The sequence below is a fragment of the Falsiruegeria mediterranea M17 genome (genome assembly GCF_900302455.1).
Taxonomy (GTDB): domain Bacteria; phylum Pseudomonadota; class Alphaproteobacteria; order Rhodobacterales; family Rhodobacteraceae; genus Falsiruegeria; species Falsiruegeria mediterranea.
Genome location: NZ_ONZG01000012.1, coordinates 158,941 through 184,855, shown reverse-complemented (window position 1 = coordinate 184,855; position 25,915 = coordinate 158,941). Strand labels below are relative to the sequence as shown.

The following is a 25,915-nucleotide window of genomic DNA, read 5'->3' as shown; positions in this document are numbered from 1 at the left end:
AAAAGCGGCGCCATTTGGCGCCGCTTTCTTTGGTGGTCAACAATCGAGCGGGTTATTCAGCGGCCTTCATCTCGGTCACGATCGAGATCGAGATCGGGCCAGTCGAAAACCCACCGACGCCAAACGCCATGTGATCAATTTCCGTCTGAGCGGTGAAAGCCACCCATTCGCCCTTGTAGTAGTCAATCACACCGCCCAATGGATGCGGCCCCACGTGGGTCAGTTCCGTCGCCAGTGTCACCGGCTGTGTCGTGCCGTGAATGGTCAGATCACCCGTCACGTTGGCGGTTTTGTCGCCGGTCGCCTCAACAGAGGTGCTGGTGAACGTGATCTCTGGATATGTCGCAACCTCAAGAAAATCCTTGCTTTTCAGGTGATCGTCCAGCGGACCAAAGCCCGAGTTCAGGCTTTCGGTCTTGATTGTCACGTTCAGCTTGGCATCGCCCGGGTTCTCGGGGTCAAGGTCCAGCGTGCCATCGGCAACGGTAAACTCGGCCGACTGCATCGAGACGCCGGCGTGGCTCCAACCAAAGTTCACTTCGGTGTGGCCTTGATCGGTTTTGTACTGCGCTGCGGTTGCGCCACTTGCAGCAAACAACGCGGCAGCAGCACTGACAGAGAGGAGAGATTGGAAGGAACGGAACATTGTCATAACCCTTTGGTTCGCCGTATCGACAGGATGCAATTTAAATGCATTTGCATCTTTCGTTCTTGCTGTGATGAAAGCAACCCGATTCTCCCGACCTCTCGGCATCGTGAGCATGCTTTTTCATTTGAACTGAGTGCTATTTTGCCCGAACGACAAAATCTGTTGGGAACTGGCGATGAACTTTGAGGTCGGCTTCAGCAAGGATCAGCGAAGGAAGGCTTGCCAATTCTGTACAGAAATGTACTTTCACGACACTATGGCAAACACTGAAAAGTCCGATAACTCCAAACCCCGCGGCCGCGGGCCGAGCCGCACCAGTCGCGAAGACTGGATACAAACCGCTTTGGACACGCTGATTTCAGACGGGGTGGACAGCGTCAAGGTTCTGACACTGGCCGAAAAACTGGAATGCGCGCGGTCGAGCTTTTATTGGTTCTTCAAAAACCGGACCGATCTTTTGAACGCCCTGCTGGATCACTGGCAATCGACCAACACCAAGGCTTTGGTCGACAGCACAAAACGCCCCGCAGATACCATCAACCATGCCCTGGTTCAGGTCTATGGCATCTGGGTCGCCGATGGGTCGTTTGATACGCAATTGGATTTTGCCATTCGCGATTGGGCCCGTCGGTCTGGAAGTGTCCGCCGGGCGTTGGACATGTCCGACACCGCAAGGCTCGACGCCTTGACGGATATGTTCCAGCGCTACGGTTATCCAAAATCCGAGGCAGAGACTCGGGCTCGGATCACCTATTTCACGCAAATCGGCTATGACGCGCTAGACCAGCGCGAAACCATGGAAACGCGGGCGGCGCGCGGGTGGGATTACCTTTATTGCATCACTGGTGTGAAACCCTCGGATGAGGAGTTTGAGGCCCTTCGCAATGTGGTCTGGAAAGATGAGCCGGCCTAAGACCCGGTGTTGCACAACATGAACAGAGCCGATTTGGAATTTATCCCCAGCTTTTCATAAGCCCGCTTGCGGTAGGTCAGTACAGTGCTTGGCGCGACGTCCAGTTCCCACGCGATGGCATCCGCAGTCAAACCCCGAAGCATCCCCTCGCAGATCTCCTTTTCTCGTGCCGACAAAGAATTCAACGGGCTTCGAACCTTGGCCCCGCTGCGTTCCGAGAAATGGAGCAACACGATCTGCGCAATCGCGTTCCAGAAATCCAGCCGCAGCCGGTTCTCACTGATCGAGAAACGCCCATTTTCCTTGAACCGGAAAAAGTTCATGGCGATGACATCCTCGTCTCGGCAGGCAATGATCGTCAGGCGATCACCAATTCCAGCGGCTGCAAAGGGCTCGTCCCCGCCTGCTTCAGCCATCGTTGTGATCAGCGTCTTTCCGGATTGGCGCACCTGCTCAATCGCCACGCGAGAGGGGTCGCTTTTGAACCCGTCGCGCAGATAGGTTTGCACCATGTTTTGCACGCCTTTGGCGTGACGCTCGTTGTAGGTCAGATAACACTGCGGCCTTGGGGTCTTGTAGGAAAAGACCATGCATTGATCGGCCTTGATGACCTGTTCGATCAGTTCCAGAAACTGCGCGTTGAACCCGGGCGTGCCAATCGACTGCAAGCACGTCGAAAAGATGTGCAAAAAGTCGGGCGCACCTGGGCCGCTAAAGAAGTCTTCCAAGGACATGGAGGCACAATGCGCAGTCGGGTCGGCAAACGCAACGACGCCCTTGTCCCCCCTGAATAAGGACAGACGAAAACTGCGCTCTGGGATAGACAGGCCGCAACGCAACCGAAATCGTGGATGCCCCCAGACATGACCCAATCAGACACCAGTGGATATCAGGCTGGCCTGTCCGTGGCCGAAGTTCAAAACCTTGCTGCCGACCAGCCCATCACCAAACTCAGTTCAAATGAAAACCCATTTGGCCCCTCTCCTGCCGCCATCGCAGCCGCGCGCGACGCTCTGGAGGGCGCCAACATCTACCCCGAGCGCACCGACGCAGCGCTGTGCCAGAAACTGGCAGAGTTTCACGGCCAAGGTATGCAGCCCGAACAGTTCTTTTCCGCCAACAGCGGGGTCGAGGTTTTGTCCCTGATCGAAGAGGCGCTGACCGAACCCGGTCAGCGCGCCATCATCTGCCCGCCCTGTTTTGGCGCTTACACAGGCTCGCTTTTGAAAAAGGGCGTTATCGTAGACAAGGTAGATCTGATCGGCACGGGATTTGACGTGCATGTCGATGGAATCCTGAACGCAGTAACCCCAGACACACGGTTGGTGTATCTATGCAATCCAAACAACCCAACCGGGACCTACTTTGGTGCGGACGTGCTTGACGCGGTTCTGGACGGGTTGCCGGATCATGTGACGTTGATCTATGACGAGGTCTATTTCCAATTCGCGACCGAGTTCGACCTGCCCGACGCGCTGCGCCATGTGCGCGACGGTCGAAACATCGTCATCGTCCATAGTTTCTCCAAAGCCTACGGGTTGGCAGGCATGCGTGTCGGTTATGGAATCGCGCCCGAACGGATCGCGGCGCAAATCCGCAAGCGCAAGCGCAGCTTTCACTTGAACTCGATGGGCATGGCCGCTGCCATCGCGGCGCTGGATGATACCGCGCACCTGGATCGGACCGTGACAAACAACACCGCCGAGCGCGCGCGTTTGTCCGAGGCGCTGAATGACATGGGCTTTGAAGTCGCCAGGAGCCAGGCCAACTTCGTGATGTTCCGCTGCCCCGAAGGCAAAGATGCCAAAACGTTGACGAATGAGCTGGTGACCCATGGTGTCATGGTCCGCCCTGCATTCGACCTGCCCAACCACATCCGCGCCACCGTTGGCCTGCCGGATGAAAACACCCGACTGTTGAACGCGCTCAAATCGCTACAAGACAAGGCAAACCCATGACCCAGGAAATGACCGGCGGCGAAGCGGCCGTCCTATCGCTCCACAATCACGGCATAGACACCATCTTTGGCCTGCCCGGCGTCCAGAACGATTGGCTTTATAACGCCTTCTATGATCATCGCGAGAAGTTCCGCATAATCCACACCCGCCACGAACAGGGCGCCGCCTATATGGGTCTGGGCTATGCGCTGGCCAAGGATGAACCGACTGTATTCAACGTGGTGCCCGGTCCAGGGCTGCTCAACGCAACTGCGGCCATGTCGACAGCCTACGCGTTGAACGCCAAGCTGTTCTGCCTGACCGGCCAGATCAGTTCGCGCGCCATTGGCAAGGATTGGGGTGAGCTGCATGAGATCAACGACCAGTTGGGTGTCATCCGTGGACTGACAAAATGGGCGGATCGGGCCAATGCGCCGTCTGATGTGCCTGGGTTGATCCACGAGGGATTCCGCCAGATGCTGTCTGGGCGACCACGTCCCGTGGGCCTGGAAATCCCGATGGATGTTTTGGCAGCCAAAGCGCAGATCGATCTGTTGTCCGGCGACGTTCATGGCGATGAACCTGAACTGGACGAAGATGCAATCGAAGCAGCCGCCAAGCTGCTGGGTCAGGCCAAAACGCCGATGATCTTCGTGGGCAGCGGCGCGCAATCATCGAGCGCCTTGGTCCGAGAGCTGGCCGAAACCCTGCAAGCGCCGGTGGTGGGCTATCGCACCGGCATGGGCGTGGTCGACGCGCGCAGCTATCTGTCGCTGCACCAACCGGCAGCCAAGGCGTTGTGGGACAAAGCGGATGTGGTGCTGGCCATTGGGTCGAACATGCGCGTTCCCGCCCGCAAATGGATCAAAGGCCACGCTCCGCAGATCATCCGCATCGACGTCGACCCCGACACGCATGAGAAGTTCTTTACCCCCGCTTGTGCGATCACGGCCCGCGCTGAACGTGCATTGCCGGTTCTGATGACCCGGTTGGAACGCCACAACCACATTCGCGCCTCGCGCAAGGACGAACTGCTGGAAGCCAAGGCCAAATGGGCCGAACGGTCAGCGGTGTTGGAGCCGCAACTCAGCTACCTCAAGGTGATCCGCGAAGAGTTGGGAGAAGACGGAGTCTTTGTTGACGAGCTGACACAGGTCGGGTTTGCCAGCCGGATCACCTATCCTGTCTACAACCCGCGCACCTTTATCTCGACCGGGTATCAGGGCACACTTGGCTATGGTTTCCCTACCGCGCTTGGCGTCAAGCTGGCCCGCCCGGATGTGCCGGTGATCTCGGTCTGCGGCGATGGGGGCTTCATGTTCGGGGTGCAGGAACTGGCCACTGCCGTGCAACACAAGATCCCGCTGATTGTACTGCTGTTCAACAACAACCAGTATGGCAACGTACAGCAGATGCAAAAGAACAACTATGGCGGCCGGGTGATCGCAACCGACCTGCACAACCCCGACTTCTTGCGCATGGTCGACAGTTTTGGCGCGCAAGCCCTGCGGGCCACCACGCCGGAAGAGGTACGTACCGCCATCCAGCAAGGCAAGCGCACCACGGATGTGCCCACGGTGATCGAAGTACCGTTCACCGAAATGCCAAGCGTTGATCAATTCCGGTAAAGGGGGCGACATGAGCGATACACAGATCATCATACCTAAAGACAGCCCCATCAGAGCGCAGCTGGAGCATGCGGTGTCTACCCGCCGCATGATCTTTGTCGCGGGCCTGCCGGGCACCGGCAAAAGCTTGATGCTGCAGCAAATCATCCTGCTGGCGGATCAGGCCGGGCGCCGGGTTCACACCATGCAGTGGGATGCCGCACGCCGTCCGTTTGAAACGCCGCAGTGGCTGGAAAAATACCCCGAGGTCGACAACCTGACCCACCCGGGCATCCGCAAGGCCGTCGGTCTTTGGGTGCGCGATGGCGTGATGAATTGGCACGCGCGGAACAGTGACCCGGCCGAGCTTTTGGTTGCCGAACTGCCCGTTGTTGGTGGACGATTTACCGAGTTACTGCACCAGTTGGATGATGAGGCCGAGGTTCTGCTCGGCTCGGACCATGCGGTTTTCTTTGTCCCGATCCCGCGCGCCGAAATCCGCCGGGCCATCGAAGGGTTCCGGGCCGATACATTCGCCAACCCGCGCAACGAGCAGGAAACTAAGGACGCCCCGCCCGAAATCGTGCAGAACGATTGGCTCGACATCCGCCGCGTGCATGACCTGTGGGCTGACACGCAAAGCGATCAGGCCAATGCTCATGTCTATGACGCCAAGATTTATCGCCACGTTTATGATCGCCTGATGCGGCACCGCAATTTGCAGATCCTCGATATCGACCGGACATTCGAAACCAAAGGGTCGGCTTATGAACGCGCCGTCCCGGTACAAGAGCTGACGGCAAGCGCCGAAGAAATCGATCAGAGCTATGGCAAGCTTCAAGGACTGTTCCCAGGCGACAGCGTCGGCCCGGTGGTCGAGCGCTGGTATGATTATTGACATGCTGCGGGCGCTGATCCCGACAAAGGACAACACATGACCCTGGACCAATCTCGCATTGATGAACTGCGTGCCCAACCCGTGGCACCCGGGCAGAACTTCATCGACGGTCAACCCTGTGCAGCAGGTGATGGCGCGGTGATGCCTGTGATCTCTCCGATCGACGGCACGAAGCTGACCGAACTGGCAGCGTCTGGTGCCGCCGACGTGGACCGCGCCGTGGCCTCAGCCCGACATGCGTTTGATGCCGGCCATTGGTCCGAATTGGCGCCGGTCGAGCGCAAGCGCATCCTGCAACGGTGGGCGGACCTGATCGAGGCGCAAGCGCTGGAGCTGGCTGTCTTGGGCGCGCGCGACAATGGCACTGACATCCGCTCGGCCCTCAAAGGCGAGCCGCTGTCTGCGGCCCAAACGATCCGCTTTTATGCCGAGGCGATTGACAAGCGGAACGGAGAAATCACGCCAACCCGCAGCGATGTGCTGTCGCTCATCGACCGCGAACCAGTGGGCGTGGTGGGCGTGATCACGCCATGGAACTTTCCGCTGATGATCGGCGCCTGGAAACTGGCGCCCGCCTTGGCGGCAGGCAACTCGGTAGTGATCAAACCATCTGAAGAGGCCAGCCTGTCTACCCTGCGCATCGTGCAACTGGCGCATGAGGCGGGGGTGCCGCCCGGAGTGTTGAACGCCGTCACCGGACGCGGCATCGACGTGGGCGCCGCCATGGGATTGCACATGGACATCGACGTTCTGGCCTTTACCGGATCGGGTGGAGTGGGCCGGCGGCTGATGGAGTATTCCGCCCAGTCGAATTTGAAACGGGTCTATCTGGAGCTTGGCGGCAAGTCCCCCAACATCGTCTTTCCCGATGCGCCCGATCTGGACCGCGCAGCGGCGGAAACAGCGGCCTCGATCTTTCGCAACAATGGGCAGGTCTGCGTCGCGGCCTCGCGCCTGATTGTGCATCGCGACATTCACGATGATTTTCTGGCCAATGTGCGGGAACACGCGCAGGCAATGAAAATCGGCGACCCCTTGGACCTAAGCCTCTCAACCGGCGCATTGGCCAACGCCGCACAGCTGGACAAAACCCAGTCCGCCGTATCCCGCGCGCTGGAAGAGGGAGCCTCGCTTTGGACCGGAGGTCATCAATTGCACGCCGACAGTGGTGGGTTCTACCACGAGCCAACTGTGCTTACCGGTGTGACTTCGGCCATGGATATCGCCCAGAACGAAGTATTCGGCCCGGTGCTTGCCGCGCGCAGTTTTGACACCGAAGATGAGGCCGTGGCGATCGCCAACGAAACCATCTACGGCCTGTCATCGGTGGTTTGGTCGCGCGATATCTCGCGCGCGCACCGGATGTCACGACGCATCAAGTCGGGAACGGTTCAGGTGAACTGTTTCAGCGGCGCGGATGTGACCTCGCCGCTGGGGGGTGTGAAGCAATCCGGAAATGGTTCGGATCGTTCGCTACATGCGCTTGAGAAATACGAGAACCTCAAGGCAACCTGGATACAGCTCTGAGCCTGTCGGCTCAGGGCATCGCCGCAATCACAAGGATTTCGACCTTCAGGATTTCGCGGGCCAGTTTTGCCTCGCCGCAAGCACGTGCCGGGGCGAACCCCGTCGGCACCCAATCGTTCCAAACCAGGTTCATTTCGGCAAAATCCGCCATATCTGCCAACCAGATCGTGGTCTGCAGCAGATGTTCCTTGTCAGTTCCTGCCTCGGCCAGCAAAGCATCCACCTTGGCCAGGCAATCGCGTGTTTGTTCGGTCACGGTATCGCCCTCGGCAACCTGACCACTGAGGTAGACAACCCCATTGTGCTTGACGATCTTGCTGGCGCGCTCGGTGGTGTGAAAGCGTTCGATCACGGGGTATCTCCAATTCTGACCATGGGAAAGCTGTTGGGCTTACTCACCAACTCGCGGTCAAAAGAGCAACCCTGAATATAGCAGAGCCGTTCAGTTTTCTGCCTCGCTCCCGTCGAGATTCTCCAAGAGCTTGCTCAAGAGCCGATTTAACTCGGCCACATCCTGACGTGAAAACCCGCGTAACAGATGTTTCTGTCGTTCAAGTGCGGTCACCAGAACATCATCGTGCAGCTGTTGCCCTGCATCGGTCAAAAACCATTCCTTACGGCGTTCATCTGGACTGTTGCATTGCGCGCTGGCCAAGCCCGCCTTTTCCAGGCGGGCCAGACTGCGGCTCACCGCGCCCTTGTCGATACCGATCGTGGCGCTGGCGTGCGACACGCTGCTGCCAGGGTCGCGAGTCAGGCTGACCAGCATCCGCCAGTCCATTGCCCCGATACCAAAAGCGTTCTGGTAGTGGCGCGAAGCATTGCGGGTGAACCGGTTGGCGGCAAAGTTCAACAATACCGTTGGAGAGCGTGAAAAGCTCAAGGTCTGTCGACCATCCTGTTCCAAATCGGTCAGGAACATCTCGTCCGGCAGATCATCTTTTTCCGTCATCAAAACCTCGCTTTGTCGCGACCCTAGCGAAATCGGATTGACTCAACAACATCCAACGTGTTGACATGACAACATACCACATGGGAGACCCGCCAAATGTCCAATGTGCCAGTCTATGAGATCGATCCACAGGCGTTCTGGAAAGACCCCTATCCGGATCTCAAACATTTGCGCGCGAACGCCCCCGTTGCCTTTGTTCCGCAATTGGGGGCGGTGCTTGTCACCCGCCGCGACGACATCTTTGTGAACGAGAAAAAGATCGACATCTTCTCATCAACTCAGCCCGATGGGTTGATGACCCGCCTCATGGGTCAGAACATGATGCGCAAGGACGGCGACGCGCACATGGCTGAACGCAAGGCAATCTTTCCGACGGTTTCGCCCAAAACGGTCAAGAACACCTGGAAAGCGCAATTCGTTGACATGACCGAGGCCGCGCTGACCGAGTTGCACCCCAAAGGCCGCGCCGACATGGTTCTGGACATCGCCAAGCGGATATCGGGGGACGCGCTGCGCGTCATGACCGGGCTGACCAATATGAGTTGGCAGGAAATGGACCGCACCAGTCAGGGCATGATCGACGGCTGTGCCAACTATACAGGCGACCCCGAAATTGAAGCCCGTTGCCATGATTGCACGGCATCCATCGATGAACATATCGCCGCGCGGAAACCAGAGCTTGAGGCGAACCCTGATACCTCGCTGTTGTCTGTACAGATGCAAGCAGGTCTGTCGGACGAGCAGATCAGCGCCAATATCAAGCTTGCAATCTCTGGCGGGCAGAATGAACCGCGCGACGTGATCGCCGGGGCGATCTGGGCCTTGCTAACACATCCCGATCAGCTTGCGCTTGTTCAACAGGGCAATGCCTCTTGGATGGACGTGTTCGAAGAATACGCCCGCTGGATGTCGCCAATCGGCATGTCCCCACGCGAGATTGCGAAGCCGCATGATCTGCACGGTGTAGCGCTTGCTCCGGGCGATCGGGTGTTCTTCATGTTCGGGTCGGGCAATCGCGATGAACATGTGTTCGAACGGCCAGATGAGTTTGACCTGACCCAGGATCACGGCCCCTCGATCGCTTTTGGCGCCGGTCCCCATTTCTGTGCCGGGGCCTGGGCTGCCCGATGCCTGATTGCTGATGTAGCTTTGCCGATGATCTTTGAGCGACTTGGAAATCTGCGACTGGCAGACGAGGTCCCATTTGGCGGGTGGGCTTTTCGTGGGCCGTTGACCATGCCCGTTGCCTGGGACGTCTAGGGAAGCGATTGATCTCTACTCTTTTCCCGGGCGAAGGATTTGATTACCCTTTTGCGACTGCTTGCGCAGACCCGTTCCAGAGAGTTGATCATGTCCGATCCAACCAACCAGAACCAAAACCCCCGGATCACAGTCGGGTTTCTACTGTTTCCTGGTTTTCCAATGTCCTGCCTGACGTCGGCAATCGAACCTTTGCGCGCCGCCAACGACATCACCGGAACACAAACCTTCTCCTGGGCCCTGCTGACCGAAGATGGTGATGTCGTGCAATCCAGCGCTGACATTCCGTTTCAGGCCAACCGCGCCCTGGCTGATGCCCCAGATCTGGACATGCTGTTTCTGATGTCGAGCCCGTCGGGTACCTTCGCGACGCCCAAATCGTCAAACGGGCACCTGCGCAAGATCGCCCGCCATGGGGCCATCGTCGGCGCCGTGAGCGGCGGTATTTTTCCGCTGGCTCATGCCGGATTGCTGGACGGATACTCCTGCTCCGCGCATTGGTGCTATAGCGCCGCGTTTTCCGAGGCCTTTCCCCACCTGCAACTGAGCGACAGCCTGATCCAGATGGACAAGCGCCGCTATACTGCTTCGGGGGCGGGAGCGATGTTTGACCTCATGCTGCATGTGATCGAAGACACCTTAGGCGCCACCCTGATGACCGAGGTCGCCTGCTGGTTCCAGCATCCGGTGATCCGCAGCGAAGGCGTTCGCCAGAAAACACCCGCCTTTGCCTGCGATAGCACTGCGGACGGGTTGCCACCCATCGTGTCCAAGGCCGTCGAGCTGTTCGACCAGAACCTGGCTTATCCCCTGCCAATGAGCGAGATCGCCGATCAACTTGGTGTCTCGGCCCGCCATCTGGAACGCAGCTTCAAGGCGACAATGGGGGAAAGCCCCGGCAAGCATTATCGTGATCTGCGGATGCGGGCCGCACGGCAGATGGTGCTTTATTCCAACGACCCGATCAGCCGCATCGCCCACGCGGTGGGGTATGAAACCTCGGCTACGATGATCCGCAACTATCGCCGATGTTTCGGCCTGTCCCCGCAGGAAGATCGTCGCAACATGAACCCGTTTCGGGTCACGGCATCTGACAGAGCCTCGCGCCATTAAATCGAAAATCCGGTTCACCGCTGTTGACCACACCCGTCAAATTGCAATTGAGACCAATAACCCGAGCTTAGCGAGTCCCCCACGCTTTGTTCTTGTCAGTCAATTTTTTTCTTGGTACGAAAATTTGGACACGTCGGACCTGATCCGATCAATCGTCTCCCTGAGTATCCAGACTCAACCAGGCAAACGGGGGCCCATGATGCAGAAAGATCTGACAGGAACCGGCGCATTTGTGCGCAATTGCTGGTATGTGGCCGGCCGCAGTGATGATTTTGACCGTTCGCTCAAGGCAATGACCTTGTTGGCCGACCGCATCGTTCTGTTTCGCGGCGAGGCGGGCGAACCCATCGCCCTCGAAGACGCCTGCCCCCACCGCAAGTTACCGCTGTCCAAGGGCAGCATCCAAGGCAGCACTGTCGTCTGCGGCTATCACGGGTTGACTTTTGATTGCACCGGCAGCTGTGTTGCCGCCCCGACGCAGGATAACGCCGTCCCCAAACGTGCCGTGGTCCGCAGCTATCCGGTCGAAGATCGTTATGGCTTCCTGTGGATCTGGATGGGTGAGGCAAACGATGCCGATCCAACCGACATCATTGACATCCCGAACTTTGACAACCCGACATGGGGCAAGACCAAGCGCGGCGCGATGGAGATGAAGTGCCACTACCTTTACATCACCGACAACCTGCTGGACCCCAGCCATGTGGCTTGGGTCCATCTGACGTCTTTTGCAGGGGCCGGCACAGACAACCGCCCGCTTGATCTGGAAGAAGGCGATGATTTCGTGGTCATTTCCCGTTGGATCGCCGAGGAACCCGCCCCTCCCTATTACGCTCAAATGCTGCCCTTTGGCGACAATTGCGACCGCAAGCAACACTATGAATGCCGGACCCCATCGACCGCGATCAACATGTCCATCTACACCCCTCCGGGCGAAGGGGGAGCGGACAAGCCGGTGTCCGAGAATGCGTTCATCAACATCTCGTACAACTTCATCACTCCAGTGGACGAAGAAACCTCTCTCTATTTCTGGTTCCAGCATCGCAACATGTTTGCGGATGACTCAAGCATTGACGAAAAGATGTTTGCCGGCGCCATAATGGCATTCAACGAGGACAAAGAGGTGCTGGAGGAGGTACAGATCGGGATGGCAAACCGCAAAACTCCTTATCTGAACCTTGGTCTGGACGCAGGCGCGATGCGGTTCCGACACAAGGTCGCGCAACTCAGCACGGTGGAACAACCCGGAGACGCATGACCGACCTGACCCACCTTGGCGTTTGTGATCTGACCGCACGCATCCGCGCTGGACAGGTCAAACCGTCCAAGGTGATGTCGGCCCACCTGACCCGGGCCGCGCAATTGGGGGCGCAGGACGAGGTATTCCAGTTCATCGATCCGTCGCTCGCGATGGCGCAGGCGCAACTGGCTGATGTGATGCCTGCCACCGGGCCGCTTCATGGTGTGCCCTTTGCAATCATGGACACCATCGACACCCGCAGCATGCCCACAAGCTGGGGCGCGCAGCTTTACAGAAACCGCGTACCCGAACGGAATGCATCCTGTGTTGATGCTCTGTTGTCAGCCGGCGCCATTCCGATTGGCAAAACAACAACACCGGCTTTCGCAATCGGTGAGATACCCAATGGTGCGGCAACTGCGGTGGCCCAACGTGTGGCAGCGTTTGCGTTGTGTTCCGGGTCTCCACTGTCAACCAACGCCATTTCGTTCAAACCCACACGGGGGAATTGCGATCTGCGTGGGATCATCGGGTTATCTGACAGCCTTGATGGGCTCAGTTTTCTGGCCCGTCACCTACACGACTTTCAGGCCTTGATGCCCTTATTGAACGACGATGAAGGTCAGAATTCCGATGTAGATGAGCCCCGCATCGGTTTCCTGTCAGGATCATTGCCCCATGAGATGTCCGATATGCTCGCAACCGCCGGGTGCGTGCCTCAAGAAATTGCCAATTCGCCGCAGTTGAACACCCTACCCCAAGCCCTTGATACAATCCTGGCCTTTGAGGTTGCCCGATCCCGTGCCGCTGAAGCCGCTCTTGGCCCGGCTCGCGTCGGCCAGCCTCTGTGCGATCTGGTGACGACTGGGACCGGGATCGGCGATGTCATGTATGTTCAGGCACTGGAAAAGTGGATCAAGGCACATGACCACATCGATGATATGCTTAGGGAGGCAGACATCTTGCTGGCTCCCTTCCAACAATCTCATTGGACGTCGATGAACAACCCCTGCGTGACCCTTCCCGGCGGAGTGCAGTTTATCGGGCGTCAGAGGCAGGATGCCCGGCTGCTGAACATCGCGTGCCGTTTTTTTGAGCGCACGCAAGCCTCCACCTGATCGGCTAACCCGAAATCGGTTTCAATCAATCGCCTGCCTCGGCTAAGAAGACCGCAACCCTTGTTTGCACACGCTGGTGTCGGAGGCCGCATGTCACTGAAATCTGAAATCCTGGACCTGTCCCGCCAATCCAACATAGGCGCACTGACCCCTTGGTTCGAAACCCAATTGAACGCGCACATCGAAAGCGGTGCCTTTGCACAGGAAGAGACCCTGCGCGAAGACATGGCTCGAATTCTGGACGATCTGGCCGCCTATCGCGAACAAAACGGCATCGGCGCCGCGGTCATCGGAATGTCCGGCGGCGTGGACAGTGCCCTGACAGCAGCACTGTTCAAAGCAGCCGGTTGGCGGGTGGTCGGTCACACCATGCCCATCGAACAAAACCCCGAAGAAACCGCACGTGGTGAGGAAGCGTGTCATGCGCTTGGCATCGAACATCACAATATCGACCTGACGCCTCAGTTTCATTCAATGGTCGAGGGGCTGACCACATTGGATCCGGCCCTGTCCAACGGTGACGACGCGGGCCTACGCATCCGACGCGGCAACATGCGGGCACGTCTGCGGATGATCACGCTTTATGATCAGGCGCACCGCTATGGCGGGATCGTGGCCAGCACCGACAACTTTTCGGAATTGGCAGCGGGGTTCTGGACGCTGAACGGTGACGTGGGGGATGTGGCGCCGATCCAATCGCTGCTGAAATCCTGGGAAGTGCCGTGGATGGCGCGCGAGATTGGCGTGCCCGAAAAGACCTGGCGCGCAACGCCCACCGATGGATTGGGCATCAGCGCAGGGGACGAAGCACAGCTTGGCGTCAGCTATCTGCAATGGGATCTGATGGTGTTGGCAATGGCCGATGCGCTGGTCGCTGACCCGAATCTGACCCGGACATCGCTGCCTGATGCATTGGGATTTGGCAGCGATGCCGAAGGCCACCGGGTTCTGGAGTGTGTCTCAGGTCGCTTGGGTCGGACATGGTACAAACGCGTCGGCACCTTCAACCTCGCCCACCCACGCGAGGCGCGGTACGAAGCATTGGCCGGGATCGACCAGGCACTTTTTGTACCCAACTTGCTGAAATAACTGTCTTTTCGAACACCTATCAAACGCCGGGTCGCTATCGATCCGGCGTTGCCGGTTTCTCTCTTTCTACTCTCAACTTCGGGACTTGGCGACGCTGCGAAACTAGCGTCAATTCGCTGCACGGCAGCATTTCCACTTGCGCCAAACCGCTTTGTAGATAAAAAACCATCTTATGCGTCAGGCAGGGAATTTTTATCTATAAAAGGAGCACCGACGTGCTGGATACAACAACGCTTCGCACGGATTGGACCCGTGAAGAGGCGGAAAAGATCTATAACCAACCCTTCATGGATCTGCTCTATCAGGCCCACACGGTGCATCGCACCCACTTCGACCCGAACCAGGTTCAACGCTCAAAGCTTCTGTCGATCAAGACAGGCGGCTGCGCTGAAGATTGCGCATACTGTTCACAGTCCGCCCGCAATGGCGCCAAGCTGTCGGCCTCGAAACTGATCGAGGTTGAACGCGTGATCGCCGAGGCCCGCAAGGCCAAAGAAGGCGGCGCGACCCGCTATTGCATGGGCGCGGCCTGGCGTTCGCCCAAAGACCGCGACATGGCCGCACTTGAGGCGATGATCCAAGGCGTCAAGGATCTGGGGATGGAAACCTGTATGACCCTGGGCATGCTGGACGACAACCAGGTGTTCCGCCTGCGCGACGCCGGTCTGGATTACTACAACCACAACATCGACACCTCCGAGCGGTATTACTCGGAAATCATCTCCACCCGCACCTTTGCCGACCGCATCGACACGCTGAACCGCGTGCGCGAGGCCGGCATGAAGGTCTGCGCCGGTGGCATCGTTGGCATGGGCGAACAGCAGATGGACCGCATCGACATGCTGGTCTCGCTCGCCACACTGGAAGAGCACCCGGATTCGGTACCGGTCAACATGCTGATCCCGATCGCCGACACGCCGCTGGCAGATGTGGAAAAGCTCGACCCGATTGAATTTGTCCGCACCTGTGCGCTGGCACGCATTCTGATGCCAAAGTCGCATGTGCGCCTGTCCGCAGGCCGCACTGACATGACCGAGGAAATGCAGGCGATGTGTTTCTTCGTTGGCGCCAATTCGATCTTTGTGGGCGACACCTTGCTGACCGCTGACAACCCTGAAGAAGACAAAGACGGTCAACTGTTCGCCAAGCTCGGCATTCAAGCCATGGCCGTAGGGTGTGACGCCTCGAAATGACGTTCTTTGCCCGGCAAGACCGCGCCCTGGCTGCGTTGCAGACAAGGGGCCGCTACCGCGCGTTGATCGCGCGGACCGGGCATGACTTTGCGTCAAATGACTATCTCGGGCTCGCTGAGTCCGAGGTTCTCAACACCGCGGCGCGGAGCGCCTTGGAGCGCGGCGTTCCTGTCGGGGCCGGCGGCTCGCGCCTGCTGCGCGGCAATGCGGATGAACACGTACTGCTCGAGCAGGAGGCTGCTGCGTTCTTTGGCACCCAGGCGGCCCTATTTATGGGCGGCGGGTTTCAAGCCAACACCGCAATCTTTTCCACGCTCCCGGGGCATGAAGATCTGGTGCTGTATGACGCACTGATCCATGCAAGCACGCACGACGGGATGCGACTGGGGCGGGCTGAAACCCGCGCCTTTGCCCACAACGATGTCAAAGCAGCCAAAGAAACTATTAAAAGCTGGCGCACCGAAGGCGGCACTGGCCAGATCTGGATTGCAATCGAGAGCCTGTATTCCATGGATGGCGATCTGGCCCCTGTGGCCGAGTTGATGAAACTTGCCGACACTCATGGAGCCGTTCTTGTCGTGGACGAGGCCCATGCAACCGGCGTCTTCGGCGATATGGGGCGGGGTCTGAGTCATGCTTTTGCGGATCGCGAGAACCTGTTGACCCTTCACACCTGCGGCAAGGGCTTGGGTGTCTCGGGCGCCCTGATTTGCGGCGCTCGAGTGTTGATCGACACCCTGATCAACAAGGCGCGCGGGTTCATCTTTGCCACCGCACCTTCGCCGCTGAACGCCGCACTTGTTCGAGCCGCGCTGAACGAATTGCGCGACAACCCGGCCCGACAAGTGGCAGCGCAGGACCTGATGAACCACGCACACAAAGAGGCCCGAGAGCGTCTTGGATTGGCCGGTTTTCAAAGCCAGATCATGCCGATCGTCATCGGTGCGGACAAACCAACAATGACGCTGGCGCAATCCCTGCAAGACAGAGGCTATGACATTCGCGGTATCCGCCCCCCGACCGTCCCACGCGGCACTTCGCGCCTGCGGATTTCCATCACGCTAAACACCCCCGCCCCCGTGATTTCGGAGATGTTCCGCGATCTGGCCCGGGCGAAGGAGGCCACCGCCCCATGACCCAACCCGTTATCGTCACCGGAACCGATACCGAAATCGGTAAAACCGTGTTCTCCGCCGGCCTGACCCGCGCACTGAAAGCCGCATACTGGAAGCCGGTGCAATCGGGCACCGAGGCGGAAACCGACAGCCAGATCGTCGCTCGCCTATCCGGCCAGCCCGTTCTGCCCGAGGGATATCTGCTGAACCTGCCAGCCTCACCGCACCTGTCGGCCGAGGCCGAGGGGGTCGAGATTGATCCGGCCACCCTGCACTTGCCAAAGATTGATGGGCCCTTGGTGGTCGAAGGTGCCGGGGGGTTGCTGGTGCCGCTGAACCGTCAGATGCTCTATGCCGACCTCTTTGCGGGTTGGCGGGCACCCGTGATCCTGTGCGCGCGCACCAAACTGGGCACGATCAACCACACGCTTCTGTCGCTCGAAGCGCTGCGCGCGCGAGACTGCACGGTTCTTGGCGTGGCTTTCATTGGCGAAGCCGAGCCGCTGGTCCAACAGACCATCATCGACTTTGGCAAATGTGCGCCCCTGGGCCGCCTACCCGTCATGGATGAGGTCACGCCCCAATCGCTGAACCAAGCCTTCGCCGACATCGACATGGACACCATCCGACAAGGATTGGCCGCATGACCCCGCTTGAATTCGACCAGAAACATCTCTGGCACCCTTACACCAACGTTGAAAAGCCCGGGCCGACTTTTGTCGCGAAAGAGGCCGAGGGCGTTTGGATCACACTGGACGACGGCACCCGCCTGATTGATGCTATGTCGTCGTGGTGGTGCATGTTGCACGGTCACCGCAACCCGGCGATCACGCAAGCTATTCATGAGCAGCTCGACTGCCTGCCGCATGTGATGTTTGGCGGCATGACACACGATCCGGCGATTGAATTGGGGCAAAAGCTGCTCGAGATCACGCCCCCATCGTTGCAACGGATCTTTTACTGCGACAGCGGCTCGGTCTCGGTCGAGGTGGCGATGAAGATGGCGGTGCAATATCAGCACGCCGTTGGCCATCCGGGCCGCAGCCAGTTTGTCACAACGCGCTCGGGCTATCACGGCGACACGTGGAAGGCGATGAGTGTCTGTGACCCCGTCACAGGCATGCACCACCTGTTTCAGGGTGCACTGAGCGTGCAGCATTTTGTCCCCCAGCCCCCAATCGCGATAGATCAGAATTGGCCGGAAGACCCCGCCTTGAACGGCACCGCCGAGCTGCGAGCCGTTCTGGAAGAGCATCACAAGCAGATTGCCGCTTTCATCCTTGAGCCGGTCGTGCAGGGCACAGGGGGCATGTACTTTTACCATCCCGAGTACCTGAACCAAGCGCGCACCTTGTGTGACGAATACGGCGTGCTGCTGATCTTTGACGAGATTGCCACCGGCTTTGGTCGCACCGGACGTCTGTTTGCCACCGATTTCACCAAGATCGAGCCCGACATCCTGTGCATGGGTAAGGCATTGACCGGTGGACACATCAGCTTTGCCACCACTATGACCAACGACCGCGTGGCGACAGGGATCGGGAACGGTGAACCAGGCGTGTTTATGCACGGGCCGACCTTCATGGCAAACCCGCTGGCCTGTGTCGCGGCCAAAGCCAGCCTCGACTTGCTGGATCAGTCCGACTGGCACGCCAATGTCAGCCGGATAGAGGCCGGTCTGACGGAACAGCTGGCCTCGTCCCGCGATTTGCCAAACGTAGCCGATGTGCGCGTGCTGGGTGCGATTGGTGTGATCGAAATGGATCACCGCGTCAGCGCCGATCAGGCCCATGGCCTGGCACATGACATGGGTGTGTTCCTGCGTCCATTTGGGCACAACATTTATTGCATGCCGCCCTTTGTCACCTCAGACGAAGAACTGACATCCATATGTGACGGTATGCTGCGTTTGGCGCGAGAGCTTTGATGCAGGTCGAGTGGCTACAACATTCCGGCACGGCGGATGAGGTGACCGTGATCTTTGGCGGTTGGGCTTTGGGGCCTACGCCGTTTGCGCATCTGCAAGGGCCGCAGGACGTGCTGTTTGTTCAGGACTATCGGGACCTCTCAACCACCCTGCCTGACTTGGGCTGCTATGCACGCACCACGCTGCTCGCGTATTCCTTTGGCGTGGCCTCATACGCGCATTGGCAGGCCAGCAACCCTGATCCGTTTGACATCAAGATCGCCGTGAATGGCACGTTCACCCCGGTCAATCGGACAACCGGCATCCCACCCGTGGCAATGGAAAAAACCATCGAGACACTGTCGCCGCAGGCCTACCAAGTCTTCCTTGCCCGCTGCTTTGACGGCAAGCAGGATCGTGCCGAGATCGACGTCGAAGCACGCAAATCGGAACTGATCGCCATTGGCGAACGGGGTGACGCGCCAGCGGTGCAGTTTGACCACATTTGGATCTCGACCAAAGACAAGATCATGCCCACTGCCAATCAACTGCGCGGGTGGCAGGGGCAATCCGAGCACGTCACACGGATCGACGCCCCCCATGTGCCATTTGCACGCTGGTCCACCTGGCAAGAGGTCATCGGCCTATGAAGTCCATTGTACTCGACCCTGATCAGCGCCGCGTCCGGCAGAGCTTTCGCCGGGGATTGGCCAGCTATCACGACAATGCCGAGGCACAGGCCAGCATTGCGCAAGAGTTGGTGTCGGCTCTTGAAACTCACATCACAACGCCAGTTAAACGCGCGTTCGAATTTGGCTGTGGCACGGGCCATCTGACCGCGGCACTGCGTGGGCGAACGGCCATCGACTGGATGCTGGCCAACGATCTGGTGCCCGAATGCGGCAATGCTGTGCGGGACACTGTCGATGCCTTTGTTGCCGGTCCGATTGAAACGCTGTCCATTCCGACTGAACTGAATCTCATCTGCTCGGCCTCGACAGTACAATGGATCCCGGACCAAACTCAGCTGTTGCAACGGCTCAGCGACCATCTGGCCCCAGGCGGCATGCTGGCGCTTAGCGGCTTTGGGACAGCGCAGTTTCACGAATTGCAAGCGTTGGGCTCTTCCGCGGCGGCTCCTGGATATTGCAACGCCGAAGATTGGGCGGCCAAGGTCCCCGCCTCGCTGGACATCCTCCACCTGGTGCAAGAGCCGATTGTCATGTGGTTTGACGGCGCCTTCCCCCTGCTCAAACATTTGCGCAAAACCGGGGTGAACGGGCAATCACGGGAACAATGGTCACGCGCGAAACTGACCGATTTTGAGCGTCGCTATGCCGAGCAATTCGGGAAAGACGGCAAACTGCCCCTGACCTACGATCCTGTCTGGATGATCGCGCGAAAAGGTTAACCCAAACGCGACAAGTGACGACGCAGCACTGCAACTGCGGTTTCCACGTCGCGACGGTTGATCGCCGTCATGATCGCACGGTGATCGCGGTCCTCGCGCTGTGACCAGGCGTTGGAATACGTCGCCAACAAATGCCGCGCGCTGAGCATCTGCAAATCCGTGATCTCGGCTTTCAGACGCGGCATGGCGCAGCCTGCGATGATCGCCATGTGAAAACGCCGGTTCTGCGCCTCCCATGTGAACAGATCCTTCGCCTCATCACAGGCAATGCGCGCCGCTTCGGCCTCTTGCCGCTGCTCCAGGGTCAGGTGCGCGACGGAATGACCAAGTGCCAACGGCTCCAGCGCCAGACGCATTTCGCGGATTTCGCGCATGTCAGCCGGATCAAAAGGCGCCACACGTACTCCGCGGCGGGATTGGCTGACCGCCAGCCCACGAGCTTCAAGCCGCAACAGAGCTTCGCGGACGGGAACATGGCTGGTTTCGAATGTGCGCGCGATGTGATCTTGGCGCAGCTTGGTGTCGGCCTGCAATTCACCGCGCACGATCTGGTCGGTCAGCGACTGAACGATCTGGTCGGAAATGGTCTGTTTGGTGGCCGATGTCATGTCGATACTGATAGAAACCAGGGGCCCAAAGGGCAAGCGGCTTTGGCCACTTTCAGGCTGTGACGTCAGGGGGTTGTCGCCCCGAGCGGTGCCTAGAGCTGCGCCGCCCAGAACCGATACCGATCCTGACCCGTGACTTCGCGGACAAGGTCAAGATCCGCAAAGATGTTGAGGTTCCGCCGCGCCGAGGGCCGCGAACACTCCGTATCCTCGGATACCAGCTCGACGGATGCGATCGGGTACTTCGTCATCGTTTCGATCAACGCACCCGGCGTGCGCCCAGACAAGTGGCTAGTGACCCGCTCGGCCCGGGCGCGCCAATCTGCCAGACGCTCCAGTTCCATATTTGCATTCAAGGCCCCCTGCCGAATGGCGGTGAAAAAGACCTCCAGCCGCGCCTGGGCCCCGCCTGCGTTATCGGTCAAACCATGGCGGTCAAAACGGTGGCTGTCCGCCAGCGGCAGGAAAGTGGCAACGTCGCCCAACCCTTCGCGTCCCAGAATGACGGCGGCGATGGTCGGCTCGAGCAGTTCGTCCCAGGGCGTGATGTCATGAGCACGCCACTGGGCAAAGGCATAGGCCGCGCGTGTCAGCGGATGCGCCGTGTGAAGCGAAGCAACGGTATCAGACCAATCCTGACCAATCGCTTCAAGCTCGAACCCGGTTGGGCGCCCCTCACCAGGCAGATCTTGCGCGTCGGTTTGATGGGTGCGGCCCAGAAAGTGATGGGCTCCATCCGTAGGCCCCCCACCTTGTACCGGGCGCGCCATAAGGCGGCGCATCGCCCAACTGGCTCGGGACAGATCGCGGGCCGTGTCGCCGGTGGCGATCCGCAACGCCTGATAGAGTGCGATGCGTTCCGGCCCCAGCCAAACGCCTTCGCTTCGCAGAACCGCTGAAACCGTTGCAAGCGCAAACCGTTCCTTTACCTGCTGAGGAAAATGGCGCAACCGCTCGGCATATCGTTCGACCGCTTGCGCAGTCGCCAACAGCGCGCGGTATTGAGCACGTTCAGCCTCAAGCCAGACCGTCGGGTCCAGACTCATTGACCTGGGGGCTATGGGCCAGGGTGTATCGGATGCATCGTCTTCGTCCGGCGGTCCGGGCAGGAACCACAGATCCTCGTCCGAGGGGTCTTCATCTGGATCGTAAGGCGATTGCAAAAGGTTCGATCCCTCAAGGTCAGCGCGCCACATCGGCGCCTTAGTGGTATCAAATGAAAACGGCCCCGCCAATTGGCAGGGCCGCGATACGCAAATGGCGTGACCTTACTTCAACCGGCGCACAGCACCCTTGGCGGCACTGGTGGTCAAAGCCGCATAAGCTTTGAGCGCGGTGGACACCGCCCGCTGGCGCGGCTCGGCCGGGCCCCAGGGCAAAGGCCCCATGGCCTCGCGGCGTTGCGCTAGCACATCATCGGACACAGCCAGGTTGATGGTCCGGTTCGGAATGTCGATTTCGATGAGGTCGCCGGTTTCTACCAGACCAATTGTGCCTCCTTCAGCCGCTTCGGGGCTGGCGTGACCAATCGACAAACCGGATGTACCGCCCGAGAAACGACCATCGGTCAACAGGGCGCATTTCTTGCCCAAGCCTTTGGATTTCAGGTAGGAGGTCGGATAGAGCATTTCCTGCATTCCGGGGCCACCTTGTGGACCTTCGTAGCGGATGATCACCACCTCACCTGCCTGAACCTTGCGGGTCAGGATGCCTTCGACGGCTGCGTCCTGGCTTTCGAACACGCGTGCAGGACCAGAGAACTTGAGGATGCTTTCATCGACACCGGCCGTTTTCACGATGCAGCCTTCCAGAGCGATGTTGCCGAACAGAACGGCCAGACCACCATCTTTCGAAAACGCCGCCTCAACCGAGCGGATCACGCCGCCTTCGCGATCGGTGTCCAATTCCTTGAACCGGTTCGACTGGCTGAACGCCTGCGTGGTGCGCACACCACCCGGCGCGGCCTTGAACAGCTCTTCGGCTTGCGGGTTATTGGCGACTTTGATGTCCCATTTGGCGATGGCTTCGCCCATGGACGCGGTATGCACAGTTGGTACATCGTCGTTGATCAACCCGCCGCGGTGCAGCTCACCCAGGATCGAGAAAATCCCGCCGGCGCGGTGCACGTCTTCCATGTGGACGTTGTGGATGTTGGGCGCAACCTTGCACAGGCACGGCACCTCGCGGCTAAGCCGGTCAATATCGTCCATGGTGAAATCAACCTCACCCTCTTGGGCGATGGCCAGCAGGTGCAGGACCGTATTGGTCGATCCGCCCATGGCGATGTCCAGGCTCATGGCGTTTTCAAAGGCCGCAAACGATGCAACCTCACGCGGAAGCAGCCCGGCCTCGTCGCCCTCGTAGTGGCGCTTGGTGATGTCGACGATCTTGCGGCCGGCCTCCAGGAACAGGTTCTTGCGATCCGAGTGCGTGGCCAGGGTTGAGCCATTGCCCGGCAGCGCCAAACCCAGAGCTTCGGCCAGGCAGTTCATCGAGTTCGCTGTGAACATCCCCGAGCACGAACCGCAGGTCGGGCACGCGTTCTCTTCGATGTGCTTGACTTGTTCGTCAGTGAAGTTTTCGTCTGCCGCCGCGACCATCGCATCCACAAGGTCAACCTTGTTCATATCCAGATCAGCGATGTCGATCTTACCGGCCTCCATCGGGCCACCCGAGACAAAGATGACCGGGATGTTCAGGCGCATGGCGGCCATCAGCATACCCGGCGTGATCTTATCACAGTTCGAAATACAAACCATCGCGTCCGCACAATGCGCGTTGACCATATATTCGACCGAGTCCGCAATCAGCTCACGCGAGGGCAGCGAATAGAGCATCCCGTCGTGGCCCATGGCGATCCCGTCATCAACGGCAATGGTGTTGAACTCTTTGGCGATACCGCCAGCGGATTCGATCTCGCGCGCGACCATCTGGCCGAGGTCTTTGAGATGGACGTGGCCGGGCACGAACTGTGTGAAAGAATTCACCACAGCGATGATCGGTTTTCCAAAATCCCCTTCGCCGACGCCTGTTGCACGCCACAAGCTGCGAGCGCCTGCCATGTTGCGGCCGTGGGTAGATCTACGAGAGCGGTATTGCGGCACAGCTAGAGCCCCTCTTTCAGAATTATGTCCGAAGAACCCTTAAAGACCCCAAAGCCCTGTTCCAAGCGATAACCAACGGATTCTCGCCTGTGTTTGGAAGATTCTTACTGCCTGACCCCACCCCCTACAGTTTTTGCCGCTCACCGGTTTTACACAAGAGAACTCAAACCGCGATACACATTTGGTTCTCGCAGCGATCCGGCAAAGATCCGCGTCTGTCGAAGGGTTGTGTTGCAAGGTTCCTTGCTAGCTTAAGAGATTACGACAATCACCAGCGATACCACGAGAGCCTGAACAACGTCACACCCGCTGATGTCTACTTCGGGCGTGACAAAACCATTTTGGAACAAAGGGAAAAGATCAAGCAGAAGACGCTCGGAATGCGACGCTGGCATCACAGCCAACGCGCCGCATAATCAAACCAAACAGATGAGCCGAACACACTCTTAGTTTACGCCGCTCTTGGTTCCAAAAACTCTGACGACAGACAGGCGCAACCAAAGCCTATGCCGCCATTCCGAAGAGGCGCGCGAAAGGATGTACACTCAGATCGGCGGCAGCTTGCCTGTGGGTCGCGTCTGCGATGCCAACGACGTCGCACGTGACCCGACACCGGCAACGCAGGTTGCGAATTGCACCCAAAACTCGCCCTGCGTACTCCAAACTTTCAGCGCGAGGTGCGATGCAACTTTTGATCCCGCACCTGCCACCCGAACCGCGCTGAACCCCAGAAACCAACCACGAAACCTGATCAAGTAAGACAGGCTGCGGGTTCTTCGTCAAACGGCTGATCGACGGCCGGCCAGAACGGCACTCTGCGTTTCTTCAACTGGATGTTTCGGAACTCTGGCTGTGTTCCGCCGGGGCTCGCCACTTGAACGATGTGGTTCGAAATCTGGCTGAATGGTCCGTAGAAGTGAAACAGGGATTTGACCGCGACGGCTGACTTTTCCGACAATCGGATGCCGACCTGTTCAAAGGCTTCCGGGTGGTAAACTTGAACCCGCAGGTCATTGACCAAAAGGTCGATATCATTTGCCAATCTTAACCAGACCAACGTGCCAAGTGGTTCTTCACCCTCGCCCAAATGTTGACCCATACCTACACAAATATTCATCACCTTGGCTGCCACATCCAAAGGGGTTCCAGAAACAACTCCGGTCTTGCCACCAAGCCTTATGACCAGTTGACTGCCTATCCCTGCATCCTGACAAATCCGAACCACGCCTGGATCCCAGATGATCCCGCTGGCGAAATTGGTCATGCCACGGTCGAGCATGGCTGAAAGCAGATGGGTCGCATCGCCCGGCGCCCCGCCCCCCGAATTATCCCCCATGTCTGCCAGCACCGACAATCCCGCCGTCTGATCAATCGCTGTCAACGCCTCGGTGATCGGCACATACCGCGTTGTCACCGCGTTCCGCAGATCAAAGAAACGTTGGCCCATCTGCTGGGCCAGCCCCTCGGCCAAGGCTTGATTTCCATCCGTCACAACGAGCATGCGGGCACCCACATCAGCGACATCAGCCCACGGAAAGCCGTGGCTCAACGAGACGGACAAAACCCCGGGCTGCGCCTCTAGCGCGGTCATATCCGAGACGAAATCCTGCATCGCTCCCGTTTTGGTCAAATAAAGGTTCACCATCCGGGTGTCGTACATCGCCATGCGCGGGCTGATCAGCCCCTGATGCGCCTTGTGGGCCAGATCAAACAGCGCGACGGCGCATGGTCCTGCATCGTCGTGGGGGTACTCCTTGAACAAGATCGCAAGATCGCTGGCATCCAACATCTTTTCGGTCAGGTGACAGTGAAGATCCAAACTCACCCCGATGGTGGCCTGCGGACATTGCGCCCGTACGCGGGCCAGAATGTCACCTTCGCAATCCTCAATGTGCTCGGCCACCATTGCGCCATGCAGCTGCAACAGGATGATATCTGCCCCGCCACAGGCAGCCAGATCCGCAAGAATCTCTCCGCTGAGTGCGTCGTAACAGGCACGCGTTGTTAGTCCTGCAGGTTCTGCAATGGCAGCCAGGCTCTCAACCACCTCCCAACCCAAATCTTCGGCACGCGCGCGCCATATGTGCAGCGCCTCGGTCATCAGGTTCGGGGGGTCCTGCGTGGCCGTGCCGTGGCGTAGAAAATACTCCTCGAACCCCGACATTGCCGTTGGCATGGTGCAGAACGTGTTGGTTTCGGTCGACAGGGTCGCAATGAACAGTTTCACAGAGTCTAGGTCCTGAACACAAGGTGGGATGACCCAAAGGTCACCCCA

General features: G+C 58.8%; 24 protein-coding genes. 16 read left to right on the top strand and 8 right to left on the bottom strand.

All coding sequences use genetic code 11. The features are described 5' to 3' along the window. Nucleotides 1-52 precede the first annotated feature (52 nt). Nucleotides 53-646 carry a YceI family protein gene (locus tag TRM7615_RS20835; RefSeq protein WP_108791395.1) on the bottom strand — a complete coding sequence of 198 codons (594 nt, stop codon included), beginning with the start codon at nt 644-646 and terminating at the stop codon, nt 53-55. 346 nt (nt 647-992) lie between these two features. Here TRM7615_RS20835 and TRM7615_RS20830 point away from each other — a divergent pair, with 346 nt between their 5' ends. After that, complete coding sequence (locus tag TRM7615_RS20830) at nt 993-1,562, top strand: TetR/AcrR family transcriptional regulator (RefSeq protein ID WP_235824165.1); 570 nt, start codon at nt 993-995, stop codon at nt 1,560-1,562. Here the strand turns inward: TRM7615_RS20830 and TRM7615_RS20825 are convergent. Further along, nucleotides 1,559-2,296, bottom strand: coding sequence for a helix-turn-helix transcriptional regulator (locus TRM7615_RS20825; RefSeq protein ID WP_108791322.1), 738 nt, complete (start codon nt 2,294-2,296; stop codon nt 1,559-1,561). The genes TRM7615_RS20830 and TRM7615_RS20825 overlap by 4 nt on opposite strands. A 129-nt stretch (nt 2,297-2,425) precedes the next feature. Here TRM7615_RS20825 and TRM7615_RS20820 point away from each other — a divergent pair, with 129 nt between their 5' ends. The 4 genes from TRM7615_RS20820 to TRM7615_RS20805 are packed head-to-tail and all read left to right on the top strand — an operon-like array spanning nt 2,426 to nt 7,531. Beyond that, a complete protein-coding gene (locus TRM7615_RS20820; RefSeq protein ID WP_108791320.1) occupies nt 2,426-3,520 on the top strand; it encodes a pyridoxal phosphate-dependent aminotransferase in 1,095 nt (364 codons plus the stop codon). Beyond that, nucleotides 3,517-5,127, top strand: coding sequence for a thiamine pyrophosphate-dependent enzyme (locus TRM7615_RS20815; RefSeq protein ID WP_207775252.1), 1,611 nt, complete (start codon nt 3,517-3,519; stop codon nt 5,125-5,127). The genes TRM7615_RS20820 and TRM7615_RS20815 overlap by 4 nt, the downstream gene beginning before the upstream one ends. A gap of 10 nt (nt 5,128-5,137) precedes the next feature. Further along, nucleotides 5,138-6,004: a DEAD/DEAH box helicase family protein gene (locus TRM7615_RS20810; RefSeq protein ID WP_125133720.1), complete on the top strand. Its 867-nt coding sequence runs from the start codon at nt 5,138-5,140 to the stop codon at nt 6,002-6,004. Between the two features lie 36 nt (nt 6,005-6,040). After that, on the top strand, nt 6,041-7,531 hold the full coding sequence (locus TRM7615_RS20805; protein WP_108791316.1) for an aldehyde dehydrogenase: 1,491 nt from the start codon (nt 6,041-6,043) through the stop codon (nt 7,529-7,531). 10 nt (nt 7,532-7,541) lie between these two features. Here the strand turns inward: TRM7615_RS20805 and TRM7615_RS20800 are convergent, their stop codons facing one another. Beyond that, nucleotides 7,542-7,883 carry a RidA family protein gene (locus TRM7615_RS20800; RefSeq protein WP_108791314.1) on the bottom strand — a complete coding sequence of 114 codons (342 nt, stop codon included), beginning with the start codon at nt 7,881-7,883 and terminating at the stop codon, nt 7,542-7,544. A gap of 90 nt (nt 7,884-7,973) precedes the next feature. Then, nucleotides 7,974-8,483: a MarR family winged helix-turn-helix transcriptional regulator gene (locus TRM7615_RS20795; RefSeq protein WP_108791312.1), complete on the bottom strand. Its 510-nt coding sequence runs from the start codon at nt 8,481-8,483 to the stop codon at nt 7,974-7,976. Between the two features lie 96 nt (nt 8,484-8,579). Between TRM7615_RS20795 and TRM7615_RS20790 the strand changes: the two genes are divergently transcribed. The 11 genes from TRM7615_RS20790 to TRM7615_RS20740 all read left to right on the top strand — a co-directional run bounded on the left by TRM7615_RS20790 (nt 8,580) and on the right by TRM7615_RS20740 (nt 19,928). Then, entirely contained in the window at nt 8,580-9,743 is a 1,164-nt protein-coding gene (locus TRM7615_RS20790) for a cytochrome P450 (RefSeq protein ID WP_108791310.1), read from the top strand. A 90-nt stretch (nt 9,744-9,833) separates the two neighbouring features. Then, nucleotides 9,834-10,856, top strand: coding sequence for a GlxA family transcriptional regulator (locus tag TRM7615_RS20785; protein ID WP_108791308.1), 1,023 nt, complete (start codon nt 9,834-9,836; stop codon nt 10,854-10,856). Nucleotides 10,857-11,052: 196 nt separating this feature from the next. Further along, nucleotides 11,053-12,114, top strand: coding sequence for an aromatic ring-hydroxylating dioxygenase subunit alpha (locus TRM7615_RS20780; protein ID WP_235824164.1), 1,062 nt, complete (start codon nt 11,053-11,055; stop codon nt 12,112-12,114). Continuing rightward, nucleotides 12,111-13,214 (top strand): amidase family protein, encoded by a 1,104-nt coding sequence (locus TRM7615_RS20775; RefSeq protein ID WP_108791306.1) that lies wholly within the window; start codon nt 12,111-12,113, stop codon nt 13,212-13,214. Before TRM7615_RS20780 ends, TRM7615_RS20775 begins: the two co-directional genes overlap by 4 nt. A gap of 90 nt (nt 13,215-13,304) precedes the next feature. Then, nucleotides 13,305-14,303, top strand: coding sequence for an NAD(+) synthase (nadE, locus tag TRM7615_RS20770; RefSeq protein ID WP_108791304.1), 999 nt, complete (start codon nt 13,305-13,307; stop codon nt 14,301-14,303). A gap of 215 nt (nt 14,304-14,518) precedes the next feature. Further along, nucleotides 14,519-15,496 carry a biotin synthase BioB gene (bioB, locus tag TRM7615_RS20765; protein WP_108791302.1) on the top strand — a complete coding sequence of 326 codons (978 nt, stop codon included), beginning with the start codon at nt 14,519-14,521 and terminating at the stop codon, nt 15,494-15,496. Then, nucleotides 15,493-16,632 (top strand): 8-amino-7-oxononanoate synthase, encoded by a 1,140-nt coding sequence (locus TRM7615_RS20760; RefSeq protein WP_108791300.1) that lies wholly within the window; start codon nt 15,493-15,495, stop codon nt 16,630-16,632. The genes bioB and TRM7615_RS20760 overlap by 4 nt, the downstream gene beginning before the upstream one ends. Continuing rightward, the gene (gene bioD / locus TRM7615_RS20755) at nt 16,629-17,258 is read left to right on the top strand and encodes a dethiobiotin synthase (protein WP_108791298.1); all 630 of its coding nucleotides are present in this window, start codon (nt 16,629-16,631) and stop codon (nt 17,256-17,258) included. The genes TRM7615_RS20760 and bioD overlap by 4 nt, the downstream gene beginning before the upstream one ends. Beyond that, nucleotides 17,255-18,538 carry an adenosylmethionine--8-amino-7-oxononanoate transaminase gene (gene bioA / locus TRM7615_RS20750; protein WP_108791296.1) on the top strand — a complete coding sequence of 428 codons (1,284 nt, stop codon included), beginning with the start codon at nt 17,255-17,257 and terminating at the stop codon, nt 18,536-18,538. The genes bioD and bioA overlap by 4 nt, the downstream gene beginning before the upstream one ends. Further along, nucleotides 18,538-19,167 (top strand): pimeloyl-ACP methyl esterase BioG family protein, encoded by a 630-nt coding sequence (locus TRM7615_RS20745; RefSeq protein WP_108791294.1) that lies wholly within the window; start codon nt 18,538-18,540, stop codon nt 19,165-19,167. The genes bioA and TRM7615_RS20745 overlap by 1 nt, the downstream gene beginning before the upstream one ends. Continuing rightward, nucleotides 19,164-19,928, top strand: coding sequence for a methyltransferase domain-containing protein (locus TRM7615_RS20740; protein WP_108791292.1), 765 nt, complete (start codon nt 19,164-19,166; stop codon nt 19,926-19,928). Before TRM7615_RS20745 ends, TRM7615_RS20740 begins: the two co-directional genes overlap by 4 nt. On the opposite strand, the gene TRM7615_RS20735 is transcribed toward TRM7615_RS20740, so the two are convergent. From TRM7615_RS20735 to TRM7615_RS20710, 4 genes are all read right to left on the bottom strand, one after another. After that, nucleotides 19,925-20,536, bottom strand: a complete 612-nt coding sequence (locus tag TRM7615_RS20735; RefSeq protein WP_108791389.1) for a GntR family transcriptional regulator — start codon at nt 20,534-20,536, stop codon at nt 19,925-19,927. The two genes, TRM7615_RS20740 and TRM7615_RS20735, sit on opposite strands and share 4 nt — an antisense overlap. A gap of 92 nt (nt 20,537-20,628) precedes the next feature. Beyond that, complete coding sequence (locus TRM7615_RS20730) at nt 20,629-21,732, bottom strand: hypothetical protein (protein ID WP_108791290.1); 1,104 nt, start codon at nt 21,730-21,732, stop codon at nt 20,629-20,631. Between the two features lie 72 nt (nt 21,733-21,804). Further along, entirely contained in the window at nt 21,805-23,640 is a 1,836-nt protein-coding gene (gene ilvD / locus TRM7615_RS20725) for a dihydroxy-acid dehydratase (RefSeq protein ID WP_108791288.1), read from the bottom strand. A 751-nt stretch (nt 23,641-24,391) separates the two neighbouring features. Next, nucleotides 24,392-25,867, bottom strand: a complete 1,476-nt coding sequence (locus TRM7615_RS20710) for a M81 family metallopeptidase (protein ID WP_108791284.1) — start codon at nt 25,865-25,867, stop codon at nt 24,392-24,394. Between the last annotated feature and the right edge of the window lie 48 nt (nt 25,868-25,915).